The following is a 24,190-nucleotide window of genomic DNA, read 5'->3' on the forward strand; positions in this document are numbered from 1 at the left end:
AGTCAAGTCCGCCCGCCTGTTAAAATGTCGCGATGAATACGACATTAATACAGATGACCGTGCTGATGCTGTGCGGTGCCGGCTGGCGAATCACGACGCCGAACCGGCTGTCCGCCGAGCAGACCCGGCTGGTATTGACCAGCGTGGTCTACTATTTTTTCCTGCCGGCGATGGTGCTCGACGTACTCTGGCGGGCCGATATCGGTTGGCAATCGCTAAGCTTCAGCCTGTTGGGTTGCGCCAGCATCCTGGCAACCGCCGGACTGAGTTGGGCGATCTGCAAGCTTTGCCGGTTCCGCAATCCGCAAACCGGCGCCGTGATCCTGGCCGCCGCATTCCCGAACGTCACCTATCTCGGCTTGCCGGTATTGGAGCAGGCCTTTGGCAGTTGGTCGCGCTCGGTGGTGATTCAACTCGATCTATTCGCCGCAGCGCCCTTGGTGTTTACCCTGGGCGTCGGCTTGGCCCGCCATTACGGCGAGTCTGCCGCAGATAAACCCAAGTCGCCGCTGGCGTTTTTGAATGCGCCGCCGTTTTGGGCGGCCTTTGTCGCTGTCGCACTGAACCTGAATCAAATCGCCACTCCCGACTGGCTGGCCGGCCTGTTGCACACGTGCTCCGGTGCCGTGGCGCCGCTGATGATCTTTTCGTTGGGATTGGCCTTGAGTTGGCGCGACGTGCATTTGCGCAATCTGCCTTTCGTCGGGCCGATCTTGCTGCTCAAGCTATTCCTGATGCCGTTGTTCGCCTTCTGGCTGGCCGACTATCTGGCATTGGCCGGCCAGTTCAAAGCCGCCGCGGTGCTCGACATCGCCATGCCGAGCATGGTGCTCGGTATCGTATTATGCGACCGTTACCGGCTCGATAGTGGCCTGTATGCCATGGCGGTGACGCTGACCACGGCATGCAGTTTGTTCAGCCTACCTTTTTGGTTCCATTCCTTATGACCTTGATCGCCGAAATCTTTTCCCAGGGTGCCGAAATCATCAGCGGCCAGACCGTCGATTCCAACGCCGCCTGGCTGTCGCAGCAGTTGACCGAGCTGGGTTTCAGCTTGAAGCGGCATACCGCGGTGGGCGACGATTTGCCGGATTTGGTCGATCTGTTAGGCGAAATTGCCCGCCGCGCCGACTGTTGCATCTGTACCGGCGGTCTGGGGCCGACCTGCGACGATTTGACCGCGGCGGCGGTCAGCGCGGCCAGCGGTGTGCCGCTTGAATTCGACGCCGCAGCCTTCGCTGCGATCCAGGCCTATTACGCCAGGCGGCAGCGCACGATGCCGGAAGCCAATCGCAAACAGGCGTTGTTGCCGGCCGGAGCGCTGCGCATCGACAACCGCTTCGGTACCGCGCCCGGTTTCGCATTGCAATTTCAGCGTTGCTGGTTCGTATTTTTACCCGGCGTGCCGTTCGAGATGAAGCAAATGTTCGGCGACTGGGTGCGCGCCGATTTATTGCAACGATTCTCACTGCAGCCGGATCATTTGGTGACCTTGCGCTGCATCGGTTTGGGCGAGTCGGCGATTCAAGAGAAACTGGCGCATTTGGCTTTGCCACCCGGTGCAGTGTTGGGATTTCGCGCCGCCCCGGACGAAGTGCAGGCCAAACTGCTGTTTCCAGCGGCGGTTCCGGAAGCTGAACGGGGGCGGGTGGCCGCCGAAGCCGCCGCCCGCATCGGCGACTACGTGTTCGCAGTGGACGGCTTGCCGGATGTGCAGGGCGACTTGCTGGCCGTCGTCGATGCGGCGCTCAACGCCGGCAGGTATTCGCTGGCGGTACTGGAAACCGCCAGCCATGGCTTGCTGGCGGCCAAATGCCTGGGCCGGCCCTGGTTGCAGCATGCCGAGTTGCGGTTGAACAGCGCTGCTGTCGGCGCGGCCGATGATTGGGAAATCCGCGCCGAAGCCTTGGCGCGCGAACTGCAGGCCGAGCGGCAGACCGATTTCGGATTGGTGCAGCTCTATGCAATCGAGTCGGGCAGTTTCGACGATAAGGATAGCGGCATCGTCCTTTATAATGCCCTGGCTACGCCGCAAGGCGTGGTTTCCCGGCGGTTAACCGCGCACGGTGCCGGTATCCATAAACAGAACCAGGCCGCGTTGTTGGCGCTGGACCTTCTCAGACGCTATTTTCAAAACTCATGCCTTTAATTCGGTTAAACAACGTTTCCATCGCCTTCGGCGTGCATGCACTGCTGGACAACGCCTCATTCCAACTCGATCCCGGCGAGCGGGTCGGATTGCTGGGCCGTAACGGCGAAGGCAAATCCACGCTGATGAAAATCATCGCCGGCGAGATTCCGCCCGACCACGGCGAAATCTGGAAGCAACCGGAATTGCGCTTGGCCTGGCTGGAGCAGGCGCCGACGCTAGACGGCGACGCAACCATTTACGAAGCAGTGGCCGGCGGCTTGGGCGATCTGGGGCACCTGATCGCTCGCTACCACGAGCTATTGACACACATGGACGGCAGCGAACAATCTTTGCAGGCGTTGGGCGAGGTGCAACATAAACTCGAAGCCGACCACGGCTGGGAATTTCAAACCCGGGTCGAAGCGATACTGAGCCGGCTGCAATTGCCGGCCGATGTCAAGGTCGGCAGCCTTTCCGGCGGCTGGAAACGGCGGGTGGCGTTGGCGCGGGCGCTGGTGATCGATCCGGAAGTGTTGCTGCTGGACGAGCCGACCAACCATCTGGATTTCGAGAGTATCGCCTGGTTGGAAGAACAGATTCTGGCATTCCCGGGCGCGGTGATGTTCGTCACCCACGACCGGGCGTTCCTGCAAAAATTGGCGACGCGGATCATCGATCTGGATCGCGGCCAGTTGACCTCCTGGGCCGGCAATTACCAGGATTACCTGGTGCGCAAGGCCGCGGCCCTGGAAGACGAAGCCAATCAAAATGCCGAATTCGACAAGAAATTGGCTAAGGAAGAAGCCTGGATTCGGCAAGGCATCAAGGCCCGCCGTACCCGTAACGAAGGCCGGGTCAGGGCCTTGAAGAAATTGCGCGCCGAGCGCGCCGAGCGCCGGACCGGCCAAGGTTCGGCCAAATTGGCGTTGCATAAAGGCGAGAGCTCCGGCAAGAAAGTAATCGAAGCGGTTAACGTCAACTTCGGCTATCAGGATAAAACCATCATCAGGGATTTTTCCTTGCTGATCGAGCGCGGCGACAAGATCGGCCTGCTCGGCAACAACGGTGCCGGTAAATCGACCTTGCTGAAGCTGTTGTTAGGCCAGTTGCAGCCGACTACCGGCAGCGTCGAACTCGGCACCAATCTGCAAATCGCCTATTTCGACCAGTTGCGCGAACAGCTCGACCCGGAACTGTCGGTGGCCGACAGCGTGCTGGATGGCGGTGAGTTCGTCGATACTCCGGACGGCAAGCGCCACGTCATGTCCTATCTGGCCGACTTTTTGTTCGCGCCGGCCCGGGCGCGTTCGCCGGTGCGGAGTTTGTCCGGCGGCGAGAAAAACCGGTTGTTGCTGGCGCGGCTGTTCACCAAGCCGGCCAACTTGATTGTAATGGACGAACCGACCAACGATCTTGATCTGGAAACCCTGGAAATTCTGGAAGAAAAGCTGGTGCAGTACCAGGGCACCTTGCTGTTGGTCAGTCACGACCGCGAATTTTTGGATAACGTCGTCACCAGCGTACTGGTGTTCGAAGGCGAGGGCAGGGTCGAAGAGTACATCGGCGGCTATGCCGATTGGTTTGCCATATCGGAGCGCAACAAACAGCAGCAAGTCGAAACGGCGAAAAGCGCGGAAACGGCTGCAAAAAAGGAAAAGCCCAAACCCGCTGCCGGCAAAAAACTCAGCTACAAAGAGCAGCGCGAACTGGAACAGTTGCCGGAGCGTATCGAACAACTGGAGACGCGCCAGGCCGAGTTGACCGCAACGATGAGCGGCGGCGAGTTTTACAAACAGGGTCAGGACGCCGTGGCCGGAATCATGGCGGAGTTGCAGGCAGTCGAAACCGAACTGGCTGCGGCGTATAGTCGCTGGGACGAATTGGATGCGTTACAAGGCTAAATGGTCGTTATAGCCGGTTTTGATCGACCGGATCGTGGCTGAGTTGGCCGGGCATCCTTTTCAACCGGTTCGATAATAGGCGCATTGCCCTATATCAAGCTAAAATCCAGTCAATGCGTTGGCGGCGCATCGCCGGCGCAGAACGTTTTAACCAGCCGCCTTATGCCGTTTTCAGCGCGCATCCGGCCGGCGTTATTGAGTGTCTAAAGCCTTGAAAATAAGAAATTATCTTGCCGTTTTAATTCTGTCAGCCGTAATGGAGTCCGCTGTGAGTGCACAAGAAGCAAGCCAGGCCGTCGAAGATCAAGTTCAGGCGCTGTTGGCGCAAATGACCTTGGAAGAAAAGGTCGGGCAGATGACCCAAATCGATTTCAGCGTGATTTCTGTCGCCGACGGTCAGGACGCCGAAAACCCGGTTGATCCGGTCAAGCTGGAACAGGCCTTGACGCAGTATCACGTCGGCTCGATTCTGAATGCGCCGAGTACGCCGAACAACAAGGCGCAGCCGCTCGGCAAATGGCGGCGCCTGACTCAGCAGATCCGCGACGCCGCGGCCCGCACCCGGCTGAAAATTCCGGTGATCTACGGTATCGATGCGATTCACGGCGCCACCTATACCCAAAACGCGGTGCTGTTCCCGCAAGCGATCAGTATGGCGGCGACCTTCAATCCGGATTTGTCTTACCAGGAAGGCGAGATCACCGCCCGCGAAGTCAAAGCCTCCGGTTTGGACTGGAATTTTGCCCCGGTGATGGATATCGGCCGGCAGCCGCTGTGGCCGCGGTTGTGGGAAACCTACGGCGAGGACGTGCATCTGGCCAGCGCGATGGGCAGCGCCTACATCCGCGGCCACCAGGGCCAGGACATGGCGGCCGCCGATAAAGCGCCGACCTGTTTGAAACATTACGTCGGTTACAGCTATCCGTTAAACGGCAAGGACCGCACGCCGGCCTGGATCGGCGAACGCGCGTTGCGCGAGTGGTTTCTGCCGCCGTTCGAAGCCGGCGTTCTGGCCGGCGCGCCGACGGTGATGGTCAATTCGGCGGAAGTCGATGGCGTGCCGGGACACGCCAATCGCCATTACCTGACCGATATTCTGCGCGGCGAAATGGGCTTCGACGGTTTTACCGTATCGGATTGGGAAGACATCATCCGCTTGTACAACCGCGACAAACTGGCCGACTCGCCGCGGGAGGCGGTGAAAATCGCGGTGATGGCCGGGGTCGATATGAGCATGGTGCCGTTCGATTTCTCGTTTTATTACCTGTTGCTGGATTTGGCCCAACAAGGCGAAGTGCCGCTGGCGCGGATCGACGAGGCGGTGGCCCGGATTCTGCGCGTCAAATTCCGCAGCGGCCTGTTCGAGCGGCGCGAGCCGGCCTTGGCGGAGGACGGCCACTTTGCTACCGCCACAGCCGCGGCGGTCAACCGCCAGGCGGCGCGCGAAGCCATCGTGCTGGCCAAGAACGACGCGCGCATGTTGCCGTTGAGCAAACATGCCAGCGTCCTGGTCACCGGCCCGACCGCAAACCTGCTTAGCGTGATGAACGGCGGCTGGACCATTACCTGGCAAGGCAACAAGGAAGAACTTTACCCGCAGGACAAACTGACCCTGTTGGAGGCGATCAGGCAACAAACCGACGGCAAGGTGACTTATGTCGGCGGCAAACAATTCAGCGACGAGATCAACATCGAACATGCCGTCAGCGAAGCCCGGCACCACGATGTGGTGGTGTTGGCGCTGGGCGAAAAAACCTACACCGAAACCGAAGGCAACATCGATTCTTTGCAACTGGACCCGGTGCAATTGCAATTGGCGCGGGCGATCTTCCAGACCGGTAAACCGGTGGTGCTGGTCACCTTCGGCGGCCGGCCGCGCATCATCACCGAAATCGCCAATCAGGCTCAGGCGGTCGTGCTCGGCTTTTTGCCGGGGATGGAGGGCGGCGCGGCCGTAGCCGACATCCTGTTCGGCAAGGTCAATCCCAGCGGGAAATTGCCGATTTCCTACCCACGCGATACCAACGACATCACGCCTTACGACCATAAACCGATCGAAGCTTACGAGAGTAACCAATACCGGCCCTTGTATCCGTTCGGCCACGGCATGAGCTACACCAGCTTCGAAACCAGCGGTCTGCGGCTGGCGAAGCCGGCGATTACGGCCGGCGAAAATCTGCAGTTGAGCGTCAATGTCAAAAACACCGGCAGTCTGGCCGGCAAGGAAACCGTGATGGTCTACCTGCACGACGTCGCTGCCTCGGTTACCCGCCCGGTCAAGCAACTGAAAGCGTTCAAGAAAGTGGAATTGCAGCCGGGCGAGCAGCGCACTCTACAGTTTGAGTTAACGCCGCGCGACCTGTCGTTCATTGGCCTGGATATGAAACGGGTGGTCGAGCCGGGCGAATTCCACGTCACGGTCGGCGTCGAAACGGCTTCGTTTCATTTAGTGAACTAGCCTGTGCCGGAGCGAAGCATGGCCGATCAGCACAACAAGTACACCGGCGCTTTGGCGGTACTGACCTCGCTGTTCTTTATCTGGGGATTTCTGACCAGCCTGAACGACATTCTGATTCCGCATTTGAAAGCCGTCTTCACGCTGAATTACACCCAGGCCATGCTGGTGCAGTTTTGCTTCTTCGCGGCTTATTTCGTGATGTCGGTGCCGTGCGGTTATCTGGTGGACAGAGTCGGTTACAAGCCCGGCATCATCGTCGGCCTGACGGTGGCCGGCGGCGGTTGTCTGCTGTTTTATCCGGCGGCCGCTTTGCATGCCTATCCTTTGTTTTTGACCGCGTTTTTTGTGTTGGCCTCCGGCATTACCTTGCTGCAGGTTGCCGCCAATCCCTACGTCACGGTGTTGGGCAATCCGGACACGGCGTCGAGCCGGCTGACCTTGACCCAGGCCTTCAATTCCTTGGGCACCACCATCGGGCCCTATTTCGGCTCCCTGCTGATTCTGGCGACGGCGGTGAAAACCTCCGCCGAGCTGGCATCATTTAACGCCGAACAATTGTCGGTGTACCAGGCGGCGGAAGCGGCGGCGGTGCAACAACCGTATTTGTGGCTGGCGGCGGTGTTGTTCGGTTTGGCGGCGGTGTTTGCCTTTCTGAAATTACCCGCCGTAACCGCAACGGCGCCGGCCGCATCAGCAGGGGCTATGCCTGAGCCGGAGGCCGCAGCCAGTGCCTGGCAGTTTCCGTTGCTGGTGTTGGGCGCGCTGGCGATTTTTGTCTACGTCGGCGGCGAAGTCGCCATCGGCAGCTTTCTGGTCAATTTTCTGGGGCAGCCTGATATTGCCGGCCTGACCGAACAAGAAGCCGGCAAACTGGTGTCGTTCTATTGGGGCGGGGCGATGGTGGGCCGCTTTATCGGCGCGGTGGCGATGCGCAAGGTTCATCCGGGCAAGGCTTTGATCTTCAACGCTTTGTGCGCGGCGGGATTGGTCGGTCTGGCGATGTTTGCCGACGGTCGCGTTGCGACGGTTGCCATTCTGGCGGTCGGTTTATGCAATTCGATCATGTTTCCGACCATTTTTTCCCTGGCTTTGACCGGCCTGGGATCTCATACCGGCCAGGGTTCCGGTATCCTGTGCTCGGCCATCGTCGGCGGCGCGTTGATTCCGCTGCTGCAGGGCTTGTTCGCCGACCGCATCGGCATCCAGTACGCGTTTTTCGTACCTTTGCTTTGCTATCTGTACATCGCTTATTACGGCAAGCGCTGCGCCCGGCAATTACGGTTCAAAACCGGCTGACGCGAGCTTGAATGCGGGCTACGCCGATTTTAAAGCGGTTGACGCCACCAAACTCGTGACACCGCCGTTGCATAAACTCCTGTACCTATCTGCAGTTTTCGGTTGAAATGGCCTAGCGTAATACCAACAAGAAATGGCTGCGTTCGGCTGAGTTGAGAAAGCGATATCCCGCAATAAAATAAAATGGGGTATCGACTGTAAAAGCTGGGTTTCATGCCCCGCGCCGGGCCTGCCGCCTTAAGGTGAGGAGAATCAAAAATGGCCGAAAAACCTTTAGCGCAAGAAATTATCCCTCCAGCGGAAACCCAGGTCATCGAAAACCTTTCCGCGCGGCTCAAAGCCAAAATCGTAAATGACTATCCAGCCGGCATCATGCGCCGTGATGCTCACCCCAAGATGCATGGTTTGGTCAAAGCCGAGTTTACCGTCAACGCCGATTTGGGTGACGAATTGCGGGTTGGTTTGTTCAAAGAACCCAAAACCTATCAGGCCTGGGTCCGGTTTTCCAACGCCAGCGGCTCAATCAGACCGGACTGGGACCGTGACATTCGCGGCATGGCGATCAAGTTGATGGGAGTGCCGGGCGATAAAGTGCTGGAGGCCGAACGGCACGAACAGACCCACGATTTGCTTTTGATTAGCGCCAATCAGTTTGTCGCCAGGGACGTTGCCGAATTTGACGCCTTGGCCGCAGCGCTGAGCGGTAGTTTGTTCGCCAAGTTGCGGTTTTTTCTTTGCCATTGGCGGGTGGCCTGGATTTTACTCAGAACGCTGCGCAGGCACGCCAACCCGTTGCAGATTCCCTACTTCAGCACCACACCCTATCTGTTTGGGACGTTGGCGGTCAAATACGCGGCAATCCCGCAACTCGTTGCTGTCGCCGAACGTCCGGCCAAACCCACGGCCGATTTTTTGCGCGAGGCCATGGTCAAGCAATTACAGACCGGCGATACGCTATTCGACTTCGCAGTACAAGTTCAAACCGACGCGGAGGCGATGCCGATCGAAGACCCTGGAATCGAATGGCCGGAGTCGGTTTCGCCATTCCGCAAGGTGGCGACGCTCAGGATATTTCGGCAGGCGTTTGATACCGAGGCCCAGAATGCGTTTGGCGAGCAGTTGTCTTTTACCCCTTGGCATGCCTTACCCGAACACCGGCCTCTAGGTGGCATCAACCGGGCCCGGAAAGTTGTTTACGATACGATTTCGGCATTCCGTCACGAGTCCAACAACGTGCCGCGGACTGAGCCGAGTGGATGGGATATTTAGATCGCTGGACCAACCTCAAGCGGTTCGAATAGAGATTCAGATGTTTCCAGTGTTCATGCAGACTGATGTCAAGATGGCACTGGGCTTAAAGCGTTGATGACACTAGTTTCAACGAGAACCGCTTGCGCATCTGAATTTTCCGCAGGGCCTCAGTGGCCCGAGCTAGGGCCTGGCTTTCGGTAAGGTCGAGCCGACGATGGTACGCAGCGCATACCATCTGCCGGCATTCCCAAACGGCGCGGCATTATGCAGCCGCTGCCTCTGGGATAGGGCTTTAGCGGCAATCGAACTGTTTCGGCCAGTCGCGGTAATTGAACACCTGTCCCACATTGCGCACGGTTTCCACCGCGGCCAAGTCCAGGTCGGCGTAGACCCATTGCACTTTGTTGTATTCGCCGATTGCCAAAATGCCGTTGTTCGGGAAGCCGCGATCGACCGGCGTGTAGATCGCCGCCGCGCCGCAGTTGACGTCCACGGCTTCCGACCAGTCCGCATTGCCGACCAGCGAGGCCTGCACTACGTAACATTGATTTTCCAGGGCGCGGGCCTGGCAGCCGATCCGGACCCGGTAATAGCCGGCTTCGGTATCGGTGCAGCTCGGCACCAGAATCAAAGTGGCGCCGCGTTCGGTTTGCTGACGGGCGTAGTGGGGGAATTCACTGTCGTAGCAGATGTTGATCGCCACCTTGCCGAATACGGTGTCGAATACCTTAATTTCCAGGCCGCGGGAAATATGCCATTGCTCGTTTTCGAAGCGGGTCATCGTCAGTTTTTCCTGAAAATCGACGTCGCCTTGCGGGGTGAAGAAATAGGCGTGGTTACGGAATTCGCCGTTGTCGTGTTTGACCGGATAAGTGCCGGCCTGGATGTAAACCCGGTGTTGCGCGGCCAGGGATTTGAACAAGTCCAGGTACTGCGGCAACAGGCTTTGCAGGGCTTCCAACTGGCCGGACAAAGATTGGTAGATTTCCGGCGGGAACAGCGAGGCCAATTCCATGCAGGCGTATTCCGGGAACAGCAGAATGTCGGCCCGGTTATCGGCGGCTTCCTGGACCCAGCGGCGGGCCTTTGCTTCGAAGTTTTCCCAGGTTTCCAGGAAGCCGATATCGTATTGGGCGCTGGCGATTTTAGGCATTGCCTTCCTCCTTCAACCAAAATGTCATCGGCTTGGGCGTTTCCGCGCTGTCGTCCAGATCCTTCCAGGAATAAGTGGTCTTCAGTTCCGGATGCTTGAAATAACTGCGTTTATTCCAGAATGCGTCCAGCGGCACGTAGTCGGCCGGCCGGCGCGGATGGTCGATTGGGCGTTCGACGCAGCAGAAGGTGATGTGTTTGAAGCCGCCCAGGTCTGCGGCGTGGGCTTCGCGCTGTTCGAAGAACTTCACACCGATGCCCAAGCCGCGATAGGCTTTGTTCAACACCGATTCGCCGCAATAAAACACCTCGTCCGGGTTGTAACCGTGTTCGACGAACGGCTTTTTGACCTCGTCGGTTTCGTATTTCAGCGGGATGGCAGTCGAGGCGCCGATGATTTTGTCATCGTCGAAAGCCAGCACGATTACGCTGTCCGGGCAGTTGATGTAGGTTTGCAGGTATTTTTTCTCGTACTCGTAATCGCCGTCGTACAGGTAAGGAAAATCGCGGAACACTTCGATGCGCAGGCGCGCCAATTCCGGGATGTATTGAACCAAGGCTTCGCCGCTGAGGCGCTGGATGCGGATATCTTTGCTCATGTGGATATGCGGTTGGGTTGAAACGAAACAGCAACCGGCATTTCGGGCCGGTCAATCCGCTATTGTATTGCACGAGGCTTTGGTTGCCTATGCGCGGATCGAGTTCGGTGTCGTCCGGCTCGCGGCGATTACCGATTCCTATGCGGCCCGCAGAGTTTTGCCGGTTGCAGCGGTTAACGGCCTAATACGATAGGCGCGGTGGCGGCGGCGCTCCAGTAGAATGTTGAAGTGCCTTGCCGGGGTAAGGTTTGCGGTGAAATGGTTTTATGGGCCAGATTGGGCAGCAGAGGCCGAAGGTCGCATTCCCACTCTAACGTTTTGAATCGATATTTCGCCGTTTTACGCTAGACTGGGCCTATGTAAAACAAGCGCGATTCAAGGTTGCCGAATTCGGCCCTCCAATAACCGGTAGCATCCGATTTTATGCAGAGATTTCGCCTAGTCACTTTTAAGATTGCGCTGATTGTGGGCAATTGCCTGAACGCAAGCGTTTCTCTGGCCGGAGCCGATATCGAAGTTCTGAAAAAAATGTCGTTGGAAGACATTTTGAATGTGGAAGTGGTGTCGAAGAAAGCCGAAAGCCAATATTCGGCCGCCGGCATCGTCAGCATCGTCACCCGCGACGATATCGAGCGCTACGGCGCCAACACGCTGGCCGACGTGTTGAACCGGGTCACCAGCGTTTACATGCTCAGCACCTATATCTGGTCCAACAGCACCGCGGCGGTGCGCGGCGACGCGCTGACCCACGTCAACAACCATACCCTGGTGCTGATCAACGGCCGGCCGTTTCGCGATAGCGCTTACGGCGGTTTGAACGAGACCATGTTCCGCGACTTTCCGATTCACCATATCGATCAAATCGAAGTCGTGCGCGGCTCGGGTTCGGTGCTGTACGGTAGTAACGCCTTTACCGGCGTGATCAATATCGTCACCCAAAAGAAACAGGACAACCGGCTCACCGTGCGCGGCCGCTACGGCAGCTACAACACCGGCCAAGCCGAAACCGAGTTCGGCTGGAACCGCGGCGACGCGGCGATCAGCGGCGCGGTGAGGTATCGGGCCAGCGACGGCTGGACGGCATCTGCGGTCGACGAAACCCGGCAAAACGTCAATTTCCGCAACGACGACGGCGACGTCAGCGCCAGCATCTGGGGCGGCTGGAGAGAATTCGATTTCAATTTGTACGTGGTCAACAGCCAGAAACAGCATTGGGGCGCGGTGCCGATCGGCTTCGGCCAACAGGTCGAAAACAACCGCCTGTTTTTCGATGCCGGTTACAATCACCAAATCAACGACTTTTGGCGCAGCAAATGGAATCTGACGCTGAACAAGTTCTCGCAAAACTACAATCTGCCGGTAGCCGGCGTGCCCTACCTGACCGATTTGTGGGAAAACAACCTGTTGCTGGAGCAAAGCCATTTCCTGTCGTTTTTCGACGATAAACTGAATCTGCTGTTGGGCGGGCTGGTGGAATGGCAACAAGGGCAGGTGACTCAGGTGTCGCAACCGAATACGTTGGCGCCCTACGAGCAATTGAAGTCCAGCATTTACGCGAACGTCGGTTACGCCATACTCGATAATCTGCAGCTCAATCTCGGCGGGCAATGGCACCGCTTCGACCATTTGAAGGCGGCTCCGAGCGGCGTCGCGGAAAACGACAACGCCATCGACGGCCTGGTCGGCCGCGCCGGCCTGGTTTACGAAATGACGGCCAATTGGGGAGCCAAGTTGTTATTCGCCCAGGCTTATCGGGCGCCGAGTGCCGGCGAATTGGGCGCCAATTCGGCGGTGGTGTTGGGCAACCGCAGCGTGGAGCCGGAAAAAGTCGAAACGGCCGACGCCCAGATTTTTTACCACGATGCCGATTACCAGATCTCGTTGACCGCGTTCGAAAGCCGGGTGACCAATTTGATCGTGCGCAGCCCGATCCCGAACACGGTGCCGACCCGGCTGCTGTACGTCAACGGCGGCTGCGCAACCTTCGAGGGCCTGGAACTGGAAACCGAGGCCAAACTGTTGCCCGGTTTGTCCTGGAAAGGCTCTTACACCTTTCAAACCAATCGCGACGAAAACCAACAGAACAATAAAACCTTAATGCCCAACCACATGGCGAAACTGGGCTTAAGCTACGATTTCAGCCCCAACTTGCAAATCGGCATGTTCGATACCTATTTCAGCGCCGCCAAAGCCGCTTCTGGTGCGTTATTGGTCAATCCGTCTGCCGGCGGTTATCACAACGTCAGCGTCAACGCCAATTACAAGTTGAATAACTGGCTGGGAGCCGCCAAACACAAACACATGACTTTTACCTTGTATCTGGACAATGTGCTCGACGAAAATTTTTATTATCCGGAGTTCAACCGTAAAAACATCAACACCGTTCCGGCATCCCCCGGCCGTATGCTTTTCGGCGAAATTGCGTTGGAGTTTTGAGGCCTGGAATCGAGTGACGCTGCGCGGCCGGCCGCGGCGGCACTGTTGGCCGATAGCCCGCTCAGTTCGCCGCCGGGGTAGTCCCGCCGCTGGGTTCCGTTTCCGCCCCAGGGATGGCGTTGAGTTGTTGAATCGCCTTGATCTGCCGATCGGCGTCGACCAGGGCGGTCACGGCGCAGGTTTCGCCTTCGCGGCATAATCCTGCGATCAGTTGGCCGACGTCGGAGTCGGCAGCAAAATACAGACGTTGGCCGTCCGAGCTTTCCAACATGGCCCCGGATTCGGCGTAAACGGCGCGACCGGTCATTCTGATGGATTGGTAGGCCAGCGGATTCGCGGCTTGATCCGCCAGGTCCGGTGCCGAATCGGATTCGTCGGCGTCGTTTTCGGTTTGCGGGTTGATCACGTTTTCCAAACCGGGTACCGGCATCTCGCTTTCCGGATCATTCAGAAAGCGGTTGAGATGCGCGTCGGTGTCGGTCAAGGTTTGTTGGAGCCATTGGCCGTCGATGATGCGGTCGTTGGTTTTCAGAATACCGGCGGCATATTCGTAACCGGCCTGCAGGCCTTCGGCCCCGGCTCTTGCTATGCCCATTTCCACCCATTGGTTTTTCTGTTCCTCGCCGATCGCGTCACCGCTAACGCTGACCCGGCCGGAGGATTGCAACACCTTAGCCAACTCAATGTCGGCGTCGGGATTGGCGTTGGGTTTCAGTTCTATCGTCAGCTGACCGTTTACTGCGCTATTTGCGGCGGAGTTGCTGACGGTACCGCTCAATTTAGTGATACCGGTGGAGAAGCCGCGATTAATGGCTTGTTTCAGGGCCTTGCGGTAACGTTGGTTTTCCTCCAGCGTCAGATTTTGAAACGATTTGGATTCCTTGGCAATGTCGGCCAGGGTTTTGATGCTTTCGGCATCCAGTCCGCGAATGGCAAGCTCAAGCGCCAGATCTCTCGCGGCATAACCCATCGTATCGATACTGCCCAAGGCATACTGGATGGTCGTATCGATTCGGTCGCCGTTTTGTACCGTCGCACTGGATACCCCAAGTCTTTCGCCGCTAGCGTTCGTCGACGCGATTTTGTCCACGGTAAAGCTGGAGGTGCCCAAGCCCAGTCCTCGATCCAGCAGATTAAGCTGCAGGCCCATTCCTTGTACATCCAGTGCATTACCATTGCCGCGCAGGGTAAAACGCGGCGCTTTTAAGCTGAGATTCACCCTTTTTTCGTCGGCTTCGATATGACCGGTCAACGGTTCCAGGCGCCAGCTTTCGCTATCGGCTGCTCCTCCGGCCATTTCCGCGGAGGCAATATCGGAAAACACCGTGCCGGAAAACGCCGAATGCCCGCTGCCGCTGAACTGCAGCCCCGGCCCGTCGCGATCGGGTTCGGGCCGTTGCCGCAAGGTCCAGTTAAACCGCATGGCCGAGCCGGGCAGAATCAGGTGGCTGACGTTGTATTGCACATCGGCGACGACCCAATATTTGCCGGTTTGGTCGGGACTGCACAAATCGCCGACTTGCAGTTCCAGCGAGCCGTTGGCCGACAACAAACCGTTCTGCTGTTGTAAATTGCTTAAACGCACAGCGCAATCGGCCGAGGTCTTGTCGACCCGCTCCGCCAGTTCCCGCTCGGCATTGCGGCCAAGATAAACGCTGGCGCCCAGCCAGGCTGCCGCGAACAGGGCGATAGCGCCTGCCGCCTGAATTAGAGGTTTTTGCTCCATGATCGCCACCCAATGCTGTTTAGATAACGGCGCCAGTCTAACAAACACCGCACTGCTCTGGCTGCAGCCGGCACCGGCAAATATAAGGCCGCAAACGTGACCGGCCGCGAAAACATTGCGGTTACTAGGCCAATTCGATATCCAAACGCCGCAGCATGCCCTGGCGTAAGGCCGCGGCGGCCTCAAAATCCAGATAAGCACCGTCCAGCGTCGCCTCGCTGCCGTCGCGGAAATATAAACGGTAACGCTGCGGCTTGACCGGGTGCGGACCGAAACAATCACGCCGTTGCGGATTCAGGTAAACCACCAGCGTGGCGCCGAATAAGGCACAGGCGGCACTGGCTGCCGGCAAGGTTTCTTCGCCGGAAAACGGCGCCGCGCTGCGCTCGCAGTCGGAAAACAACCTGGCCGCCAGCACCGGCTCGGGTTGGAAACGCAACTTGCCGTCCACAACGCGGAACGGCGCATCGCCGAAAAACAGATAGGTCCAAAGTTGCAGCAGTTCCACGGTGGAACCGGACAAGCGGGCGACACAGCCGCGGCCGTGCTGGCGCGGATCGACGCTGAAGCCGCTGCTGACCAGAAAGCTGGAATTTTCCAGCGGATTGCGCTTGTACTCCTCGGCATCCCGAAACGCCACCAACAAACGCTCGATGTCGGCATAAAACTCGGCGACCAGACCGGCGCGCAGCATTTCCAACACAAACTTGTAATGCATGTGCAGGAAGATCGAGCCGTTTTCCAGCCAGCCGTAATTGAATACGCCGATCCGGCCCAGATCCAGCGCCTGGTCGCCCAGCGCAGCATTGAGCCGGTACATGCCCAATTTGCGGTCGTACAGCTCGGAATTGCGCGCGGCCAGATACAGGCGTTTGGCCGATTCCGGATCGGCAATCCGTAGTGCGTGGACGAAGCCTTCCAGAAACGGCGGCAGCGCCACCGGAAGGAAACGGCTAATCTCGACGCTGCCGTCCGCCAGCTCGCGGTAGTCGCCGGCACGGAAGGCGTAATAAGTGGTGATGCCGGCGTTGGATTCGGCTTTGGCTGTGGCGACGGCCAGATAAGCCGAGGCTTTGCCGAAGAAGCCGCGCAGCCGGTCCGGACTCAGCGCTGTTTCGGCGCCGGCGAAGCCCATGAACACTTGCCGGCGGTAAGCTTCCTTCAAGGCGCCGCTTTCCTGCCAGAATGCTTGCGGCGTCAACGCCGGCATATCGAGCAAGCGGTCCAGCCCGGCGACGAAAGCGGCCAGTTCGGCCGGCAGCGGTATCTGGTCGGCGTTGATCGCGGCGAATAACGGCAAGCTAAAATCGATCAGGCGTTTCAGTTCGATGGTTTCGTTGACCGCCGAGCCGAGAATGCCGGGCAAGCCGTTCAACGCGTCGCACCAACCGGGCCGGTCGGCTTCCATTTCGATGCCGATCCCGGCCGGGTCCAGCGTCGCCAGCTTGTTTGCCACCAAGGTGACGATTTTGCCCAACAAGGTGGTGCGGACGATGGCGCCGCGGCCTTGCTCGGCGCGCACCTGGTAACGCCGGCCGCTACGCGACTCGATCAAGGCTTTTTTCTCGGCGCTGAATTGCACCGCGCCGTACTGGCGCAGGCCGTCGGCCGTAATCCGGTATTTTTGCGCGCGCGGGGCGACGTAATGGGTTGGGTCGAAAAAGGTGTAATCGGCTTCCAGCAACAGTGCAGGAAGCCGGTCGGGGAAGATCGCCCGATAGTTGACCAGCAAATCGACCAGATACGTCCAATGATCGGACCAATAACCGCGGTCGAATTCGGCGTCCGCCACTTCCCGCGCCGCTGCGAGAATGGCGCCGACTATTTCGTCAGCCGCGTCATGGCCGGCCAACAACTGCCAGAGTTCGGCGTATTTGAATTCGGTTTCGAGTAAAGCCTCCAGTCCCGGAATTTCGGCAAAATATGCCGCGAAATCCTGGGGCGCAGCGACGGCGAAACGCCAGTTGCGCAACGCGCAGGGGTTATAGCCGTCCGGCTGGATCAGATTGAAAAAGTAACGGATGTTTTGCCCGCCCAATCCCGGCTCGAAAAACAAATCGACGCGGCGGTTCTGCAATACGTCGCGAAAGTCGCCGTTGCCTTCCGAATAGGGCGTGTCTTGCAACAGGAAGTCGTTATAGTCGCGTTCCAGATCGCCGTGTTTGCGGCCGAACAAATACAACAGCTTGCCGCCCGGAACCGGCGTCGGAAAGCCGCCGCGCAAACCGTTATCCAGATAGCATTGGCGGACATGGCCATCGAACAAGGGCAGGGCGGTGGCGGTAAAGGCTTTGCGGCCGATTCGGTCGATCAACGCCCGGTTAGCTTCACGTTTGGCGGCGAAATACTCGGCTCGATAGGCGGCCTGCGCCACGAAGCGTTGATATTCCGCGACCGATTCGGCGTGGCCGTAGACCGCGTAAAACACCTGGCTGGTTCCGGGCGGCAGTTCCAGCGTCAAGATTTGAAATGCCGCCGGCGTCTGGTTGGCGGCGACCTGGTTTTCTAAATCCAGCGGCGCGTCGCTAAAGAAGCGTTCCGCGCTGGAAAAATCGCCGGCCAACCCGAATACCCGTTCCGGGTCGACGATCACCGGGTTACGCCGGCCGGCATGGCAGCCGAAAAAGAAATTGCCTCCGTCGACCGGTTCCACTTGCGGCGAATCGGTCGGCCAAACTTTCAAGCGGTAAAACGGCAGATTGTCGTCGACGCCTTCTACGCGCATGAAGGCTTCCGAGGTGCGGCTCATGAATTTCAAGATCCATTGGTTCATCGCGTACGGCAAGACTTGCGGCAAGCCGTCGACGATTTCGATGCGCAGGGTTTGGCTGGAAATATTGCCGATTTCCACCCGGCGCACCAGGCCGGCGACGTTGGCCTCCGGCAGCGTGAACATGTCGGCGCGGATGCTGAAACCGAGGCCGGGATTGATCTCTTCGACCCCGACTTCGTGCGGCGTCACGCTTAAGCGCTGGACGACCTCCGCACCGGCGCCGCGTTGGAACGGTTCGTAATGGCGGATGGTTTGGCCGTCGGAAATTTTTAAAAAGCTGCGGAAGCCGCGGGACGGCGTCAGTTGGTAAGCCTTGTCGGCCGGAAAGAATTCCAGAAAGGCGCCGTCTTTGTTGCGGACGCCGAAACTGGCGATGGCCTGGCCGCGATTGACGTAAAACGCCCAGGCCGGTCGGCCGGATACGCCGGCGATGCCGGGCAGAAAACTGGCAAATGCAGCGCAGTCGTTGTATTTCTCGACGACAAAGCGTTCGTCGTCGGCGAAGTAGTAGCGGGGCTGAGCCATGGTCTCTCCAAAATGGGCGGCAAACGGGCCGGTTGCGGCGGGTTAAGGTTGCAGGCGGACGATGCGGCCCTCGACCCGCTGGGTTATCGTGCGCTGCGGCAAGTTGGCGATTGCCGCTTCCACGGTTTGGCGGAAGCCGATAGCCGTGCCGTCGTCCAGCCGGCGCGGACTGGTTTTGCCTGCGCCTTTGCCGAATATCGCATAGTCGTCGCTGGAACCGTGTTCCCAAATGAAATCGGTGCTGGCGACACTATAGGTTTTGTACAAATCCAGGGCTTGGTCTTGTTTGGCGCCGCGCGGCCTGATCCGCACGTCGCCGGCGTCTACCCGATACTTGAAGCCGCCGTCGGCTTGGGGCTCGGCGCGGTAGCCGAAGCGGATGCCGGAGACTTGCAGAAAACGGCCGTCGCCCAAATGGGTTTCGGACACCGAGTTATTCAACACCTCCAGCAGTTGCTGGCCGGTCAATTCGAAGCTGACCAGCTTGTTGTCGTAGGAAAACAAGCCTTCCATGTCGTAAAGCGTGACCGGTCCGGGCGGGATGTTGTCGTTGATGCGGATGCCGCCGCCGTTGGTGAAGGCGATGTCGGTGCGCATCCGTTCCCGCATCGTGTCGGCCAGGAAGTTGCCGAGTGCGGTTTCCCGGCCGCGCACTGCCGGCTCGACGCCTTCCAGCAGATGTTCGGTATAACCCAACACCTGCTTCAGGTCTTTGCCTTGTTGCTGAAATACGCCGGCCAGCCGTTGCAACTGGCGGTCGACTTCGGCCGCGACCTGCGGGTCTTTGGCGATGCTTTGGTCCAGATCGACTTTGCGGTGGCTGCTGCTGAACTTGCCGTCGGCGAGGTAAATGTCATGGACGATGGCGCTTTTATTGTCGGCGTCGGCCTTGGTGATCCAGGTGTTGCCGATCTGTTGTTCGATAAAAAAATGCTCGTGGCCGCCGACGATCAGGTTCACTTCCGGATATTCCCGCGCCAGCCATTGGTCTTGGTCGAAATCCTGGTGGGTGAGGGCGACGATGGCCGTCGCCCCCTGGCTTTGCAAGCGGTCCAAAGCGTTGCGGATGGCGGTGCGCCTGGCCGGCAGATCGTAGGCGAATTCGACATAAGCTGGTTTGCGGCTGTCCAGGGTGATGCCGAAGAAGCCAACCTTGATGCCGGCGATGTCTTTGACGCAAACGTCGTGCACCTGAGGCAGGCGTTGGCTGAAGGGTTCTGCGGCGGCGCTGTCGCTGAAATTGAAGCGGGTGTTGGACGAAATCCAGCTAAAGTCCGATTGCACGATCCGCCGCAACAACAGCCCGGCGTCCGGCGTATCGAATTCGTGATTGCCGAACACCGCCATCATCTCGTGATCGAATGCGGCCGGCGCGCCGTCCAGCAAGTTCATGACCTGGACCATCGCATCGGCCTGCAGATATTTGCTCATTACCGACGGAAACAAAAAATCCCCGCCGTGTAACAGCAGCACCGGGGTGGCATCGGCCTGCAACTGACGGCGCAGGGTACGCAAACGGGCAAAACCGCCGACGTTACCGTTCTCCAGACCTTCGATCTTGTAAGAGTCGTTGACTTGCAGAATCCGGAAATGCGCGCTTGGCGCCGGCTCCGCTCCGGCATGCGTATCGGAGGTGGGCACCGCGCTGCAAGCCGCAAGCGAGGCGACGACGGTCGCGAATAGCAGTGATTTTGTCGGCGACATAAAACCTATCCTCCGCGGTGCCGGGCCATGTTGCCGATCAAGATAGCAGCGAATCGGAATTAACCCAAAAACTGACTGGTTTGCCGCCGGCGCAGTGGGAGGTCAAGCCTACTTTTGCTGGAAAGCGAATCCGCCGATTTTCGTGGCTTACGTGGAAGGTATTGCTATTGCCCAAGGCAAACCGACCGAGCCTGCGCTCTGTTTGGCTAAGCCCACTGAAAGAAGAACGATGCTACTCTTATGCGGCGAATCAGTTTGAATGCTTGATGTTGGAGGCTGAAATTTATGAGGACTAGATGTTAGTGACGAATGGAAAAAATCCGGGCGAAGGATGTTCGGCGCTCGCCGCTAGATTGATAGGTAGACTCGAAAGTGCTTTTGTCGGCGTAATTTTGCTTATCGCATTACAAGTGCCGAACACGACGTTAGCGGCCGGCTTGTCAACGTCCAGTAGCGACGCCAGATCGCCAGCCTGCGCAGATACGCCAACGCCCGATCCTGTTTCTCAATTCGAAACGTTGCCGATTCATGCCCAACTAGCCGAATCTTTTATTGGCTCTACTAGAATGTCTGAGTACCTTGCCGGTTACGGTAGGCCAAATCACCTTTCTTGCCAATCCGCACATTTCAAGTACGAAGCCTCCCGTAACGACGATAAAATCAGCGTCGTGTCCCGCTATAAAACGAGCGGCCAACCTCACGCCGAATACGTGGCCGTTAAAAACGACAAAATATCGGGACGCTATCTAAAACACGGCGTCATTACCGCATTTTGGCCGAACGGCAAAAAGCAATTCGAAGAGTATTACGTTGATGGCTTTGCGGTGGGTTTTCATCGTTATTTCGATGAGGCAGAGCGGCTGGTTTATGTGGCCGATTATTCCGCTAGCGATTACGAGTTCAACAAACGTATTGGTGTCGGTAAGTTAAGGAAGTTTTATCAAGGCTATTCGAATTGGGCCAATGCTTCGCTGTCAGATAGAACCCAATTGTTTAGAACCGTCTATGCCATAGAAAACAGCCAGTCAGTGCGCAAGACCTTTGCTACTGCCGGGCTGTTTTTCCCATCTTGGATAGAGCTCGATCTGAACTCTACGGTCGCTCAATGGACCAGTCCAGGCAATCAAGGCAAGGTAACTATCGACAATCGCGCGTACGACGTGGTCAACAGCGAACTGGATTATATGCCGTTTTTCGAAGTCTTTTTGCGCCATAAACTGAGTTTGCCAGGACTGCGGGAACCCAAGCCATTCAATCAAGAACTATTGGATAGCCCATGGATAGACCAAGCCATGCGACTTGGTTTGGAAGACGAGCGCTTCAAATTTAAACCCGTCACCGCCGTAAGCTCTGAAGAAATCGCAGCGACTCCGCAAACCCGTTATGCCAAATGCCGTGCCGAGCCGAGTACGGAATGCCTGTTCGAACATATAGCCGAAAATTTGTCTTTTGAGCAAAACCATAGGGATACTTATCTAATTGAGTTCGGCCTTGGCGCTTTGGCAGGAGGCTATCCGGAATGGACCCGCAAACTCACGACCAATGGTTTAGCGATTACCGAAAACCCGATATCGTTGACGACTGAATTTGTAAAGGCGAGAAGTTTAAAAGCGCAGGCCGAATGGCAATTGGGTCTGGGCCAGGATGCTCAACAATCGGTGGAGAAAGCTATCAACGGAGCTGCTTCTGCTGGAATAGAGTACCCCCATGGACAGCGCCATCTGAAAGCTATCGATGCGGTTCTGCCATTGTTTTTATCCGACATCGTTCCTTCCGGTCCTGAAAAATCGCTCGATTTATACCAAACCGCCGAATCCAAGCGCATTCTGAACGCCTTTAAGGTTTTGGAAGCTTCCGCTATTGCGCAAGCGCGGCGAGGTGCTATTCAGGAAGCTTCACGATTGATGGAAGTTTTAGCGCCAGCCTCGGATACAACTGCCGCCTCGCTTTCTGACTTGCAAACGAACAAAGAAAAGCAACCTGAACTTTTTACTAAAATCATGCTAGCTCTTGCCGAAGGCCGGCTTGAACGAGGCGACGCTAATTCAACTCGTAAAGCGTTAAGCGAATTGGAGCAAGGCGAACCTTATTTTCTGCAAGAAACAACATTAGCCATCCGAGCCAGCATTTTGTACGCGCGGTCTGGTGAAGTCGGCAAGGCTGTGAACGCCACTCCCAAAATTAACCACTATATTCCACCAGATCTGGAAGATATTGCGGTGGCGTTTTGTAAAGCCAATGAAATTCAAGCCGGGAAAGCATTGGCCAATAGCATGGCCAAATTTGAGGAACACGAGAAATTCAATAAAAAATCGTTTATAACCAAAGCCAAATTGGCAAAGATCGAATTTTTCTGCGGAAATCCCCAAAAAGCTAAAACTGATTTTATTAGCGCGTTAACTGAGGCAAAAAGCTATGGATGCCATTCGGACTTTTGCGATCCGGACAGGTTAATTAACGATGTGAAACTCGGCATTCTAGCTACAGGTTGGCTGGAGCCCATTTGGCAACGGGGTGAACGAGAAGATGGGCTGCTTGCCCTAAAAATAGCCGTTCAGCGCGCTGAACAAGGCGACGCTCAAATTGCGCTAGAGCGGTTGGATGATTTGGCGACTAATAAACCGAGTCGAGAGGACATCGTATATCCGTTGACGTACACTTTGGCAAAAGCCCAAATACTGGTCAAGTTAGGCCGCGACAATGAAGCTGAAACTGAATTTACTACGGCCAGACATATCGCTATTAGCGACAACCACAGTCACATTCGGGCGTATGGTTTGCTGGAATTGGCGAAAGCTCTGCAAAGGCTTAAGCAGAACGAAAAAGCGATCCGATATGCCAAGGAGGCGTTCAATGAGTTAGTGACCAATTTACCGAGCGGCCGCGTCCAATTCGCTCAAAACAGTTTCGTCAACGAAGGCATTGTCAAACTTCTCGCTCAAATGGGAGCCGAAACCGACGCGCTGGAAATCGCGCGGGGGACGTTAGCGCCGGAGCAGTTTGCTCAGAAGTCGGTGCGGGAGCAGTCACGGCAACGAGTCTTAGCCGAAATTGCCTTGGCTAAGTTCCAAAACGAAGCCCATACTCCACTATTGGATGCCATAACACCGGTGCAGCCGCTCAACGTTCGCCTGAAGAATTGGCAGCGTGCGACGACGATTGCCGAGAATCGAGAAGACGAGGACGAACAAAACTTCGTCCAATCGCTGGTCGGCAATGAATTGCAGAACCTGCCGGATTCATTGAATATCGGCATGACGCCCTCCGAACGGCGACAGGTGATCCATTTGAGTGCCGTACTTTTACAATCGGATAAATTGCTATTAGACGAGGCCAAACGATTAGCCTTGTTGGACGCTTTAGCAGAAACGGCCCGTTCGACCGATAATCAATTTGGTACGAAGGCCTTGTGCGAATTGGCGTATACCGCGCAGGCCATACATCAGCCATCGCAGGCAAGTGCGTGGTTTCAAGAAGCTAAACAGCGCGCGTCGAAGTACGCTCCAAGTAGCTCTCCTATAGGCGAATTGTCGCTTGGAGCCTGCGCCCACTGGGCGAAAACTGCCGGGGACACCGCGTTAGCAAACGAGATGGTGGCGGAATTGATCAAACAACTGCCGGAAAATCTGGATAATATTTCGCATCAGATTCATATCTTGCTAAATGTCGCGATTGCGTATGCCGAATACGAAAGAGGCGAGATTTTCTGGGCGGAATATGGCCGATAAACCCACTTGGTGTTGCAAGGCCATGCCTGTTGAAACGAGATCGATGCTACTCTTGCGGCGAATCAATTTGAATGCTTGATATTGGAGGCTGAAATTTATTAGGACTGCATGTTTATGATGAATGGAAAAAATCCTGGCGAAGGATGCTCAACACTCGCCGCTAGATTGAAGAGTCGACTCGAAAGGCCCTTTGTCATTGCCATTTTGCTGCTTGCGTCGCAAGCCCGGTAGGGTGGGCACGGCCTTTTGTGCCCACGCGGGTCGAAACGGTGGGCAAATTTGCCCACCCTTATATCTCGATTCTGACCGAAAAAAGAAGCAGAATCCCCGACTGATCATCGGGAGGGCGATGGAGAAGACGTGCCCACCCTGAGGCTTTAAAGCCTGCCTTGTAGATAGTTCTCTCCATCGCCCGCACTCACTTTAAAGTTCGAACGGTATTCTAAGGGCTTGGTTAACCTTGACCCTGTATGCATAAGGCTGAACTTTGCGAGTGTCCATTCTGATCCA

The 24,190-nt window shown here is 57.0% G+C and carries 13 protein-coding genes; 8 read left to right on the plus strand and 5 right to left on the minus strand.

Going from position 1 to position 24,190, the window contains the following annotated elements:
- Positions 1-32 precede the first annotated feature (32 nt).
- The 6 genes from AC0IM9_RS16430 (at position 33) to AC0IM9_RS16455 (ending at position 9,055) form a co-directional block, all read left to right on the plus strand.
- On the plus strand, positions 33-947 hold the full coding sequence (locus tag AC0IM9_RS16430; protein ID WP_482804709.1) for an AEC family transporter: 915 nt from the start codon (positions 33-35) through the stop codon (positions 945-947).
- Entirely contained in the window at positions 944-2,149 is a 1,206-nt protein-coding gene (locus AC0IM9_RS16435) for a competence/damage-inducible protein A (RefSeq protein WP_482804710.1), read from the plus strand. Before AC0IM9_RS16430 ends, AC0IM9_RS16435 begins: the two co-directional genes overlap by 4 nt.
- Positions 2,140-4,032: an ATP-binding cassette domain-containing protein gene (locus AC0IM9_RS16440; protein WP_482804711.1), complete on the plus strand. Its 1,893-nt coding sequence runs from the start codon at positions 2,140-2,142 to the stop codon at positions 4,030-4,032. Before AC0IM9_RS16435 ends, AC0IM9_RS16440 begins: the two co-directional genes overlap by 10 nt.
- Positions 4,033-4,300: 268 nt before the next feature.
- The gene (locus AC0IM9_RS16445; RefSeq protein WP_482804712.1) at positions 4,301-6,490 is read left to right on the plus strand and encodes a glycoside hydrolase family 3 N-terminal domain-containing protein; all 2,190 of its coding nucleotides are present in this window, start codon (positions 4,301-4,303) and stop codon (positions 6,488-6,490) included.
- 18 nt (positions 6,491-6,508) lie between these two features.
- Entirely contained in the window at positions 6,509-7,786 is a 1,278-nt protein-coding gene (locus tag AC0IM9_RS16450) for a sugar MFS transporter (RefSeq protein WP_482804713.1), read from the plus strand.
- Between the two features lie 258 nt (positions 7,787-8,044).
- The gene (locus tag AC0IM9_RS16455) at positions 8,045-9,055 is read left to right on the plus strand and encodes a catalase family protein (RefSeq protein WP_482804714.1); all 1,011 of its coding nucleotides are present in this window, start codon (positions 8,045-8,047) and stop codon (positions 9,053-9,055) included.
- Positions 9,056-9,329: 274 nt separating this feature from the next.
- On the opposite strand, the gene AC0IM9_RS16460 is transcribed toward AC0IM9_RS16455, so the two are convergent.
- Positions 9,330-10,190, minus strand: a complete 861-nt coding sequence (locus tag AC0IM9_RS16460; RefSeq protein WP_482804715.1) for a carbon-nitrogen hydrolase family protein — start codon at positions 10,188-10,190, stop codon at positions 9,330-9,332.
- Positions 10,183-10,788: a GNAT family N-acetyltransferase gene (locus AC0IM9_RS16465; RefSeq protein ID WP_140911252.1), complete on the minus strand. Its 606-nt coding sequence runs from the start codon at positions 10,786-10,788 to the stop codon at positions 10,183-10,185. Before AC0IM9_RS16465 ends, AC0IM9_RS16460 begins: the two co-directional genes overlap by 8 nt.
- 423 nt (positions 10,789-11,211) lie before the next feature.
- On the opposite strand from AC0IM9_RS16465, the gene AC0IM9_RS16470 reads away from it, so the two are divergent.
- The gene (locus AC0IM9_RS16470; RefSeq protein ID WP_482804716.1) at positions 11,212-13,224 is read left to right on the plus strand and encodes a TonB-dependent receptor plug domain-containing protein; all 2,013 of its coding nucleotides are present in this window, start codon (positions 11,212-11,214) and stop codon (positions 13,222-13,224) included.
- Between the two features lie 61 nt (positions 13,225-13,285).
- On the opposite strand, the gene AC0IM9_RS16475 is transcribed toward AC0IM9_RS16470, so the two are convergent.
- From AC0IM9_RS16475 to AC0IM9_RS16485, 3 genes are all read right to left on the minus strand, one after another.
- Positions 13,286-14,998 carry a DUF945 family protein gene (locus AC0IM9_RS16475; RefSeq protein ID WP_482804718.1) on the minus strand — a complete coding sequence of 571 codons (1,713 nt, stop codon included), beginning with the start codon at positions 14,996-14,998 and terminating at the stop codon, positions 13,286-13,288.
- 76 nt (positions 14,999-15,074) lie between these two features.
- Positions 15,075-18,248 (minus strand): hypothetical protein, encoded by a 3,174-nt coding sequence (locus AC0IM9_RS16480; protein WP_482804719.1) that lies wholly within the window; start codon positions 18,246-18,248, stop codon positions 15,075-15,077.
- Positions 18,249-18,290: 42 nt separating this feature from the next.
- Positions 18,291-19,952: a bifunctional metallophosphatase/5'-nucleotidase gene (locus AC0IM9_RS16485; protein ID WP_482804720.1), complete on the minus strand. Its 1,662-nt coding sequence runs from the start codon at positions 19,950-19,952 to the stop codon at positions 18,291-18,293.
- Positions 19,953-20,248: 296 nt separating this feature from the next.
- Here AC0IM9_RS16485 and AC0IM9_RS16490 point away from each other — a divergent pair, with 296 nt between their 5' ends.
- Positions 20,249-23,680 (plus strand): hypothetical protein, encoded by a 3,432-nt coding sequence (locus tag AC0IM9_RS16490; RefSeq protein WP_482804721.1) that lies wholly within the window; start codon positions 20,249-20,251, stop codon positions 23,678-23,680.
- Positions 23,681-24,190 lie beyond the last annotated feature (510 nt).

It is taken from the genome of Methylomonas sp. Uni0011 (assembly GCF_056850255.1).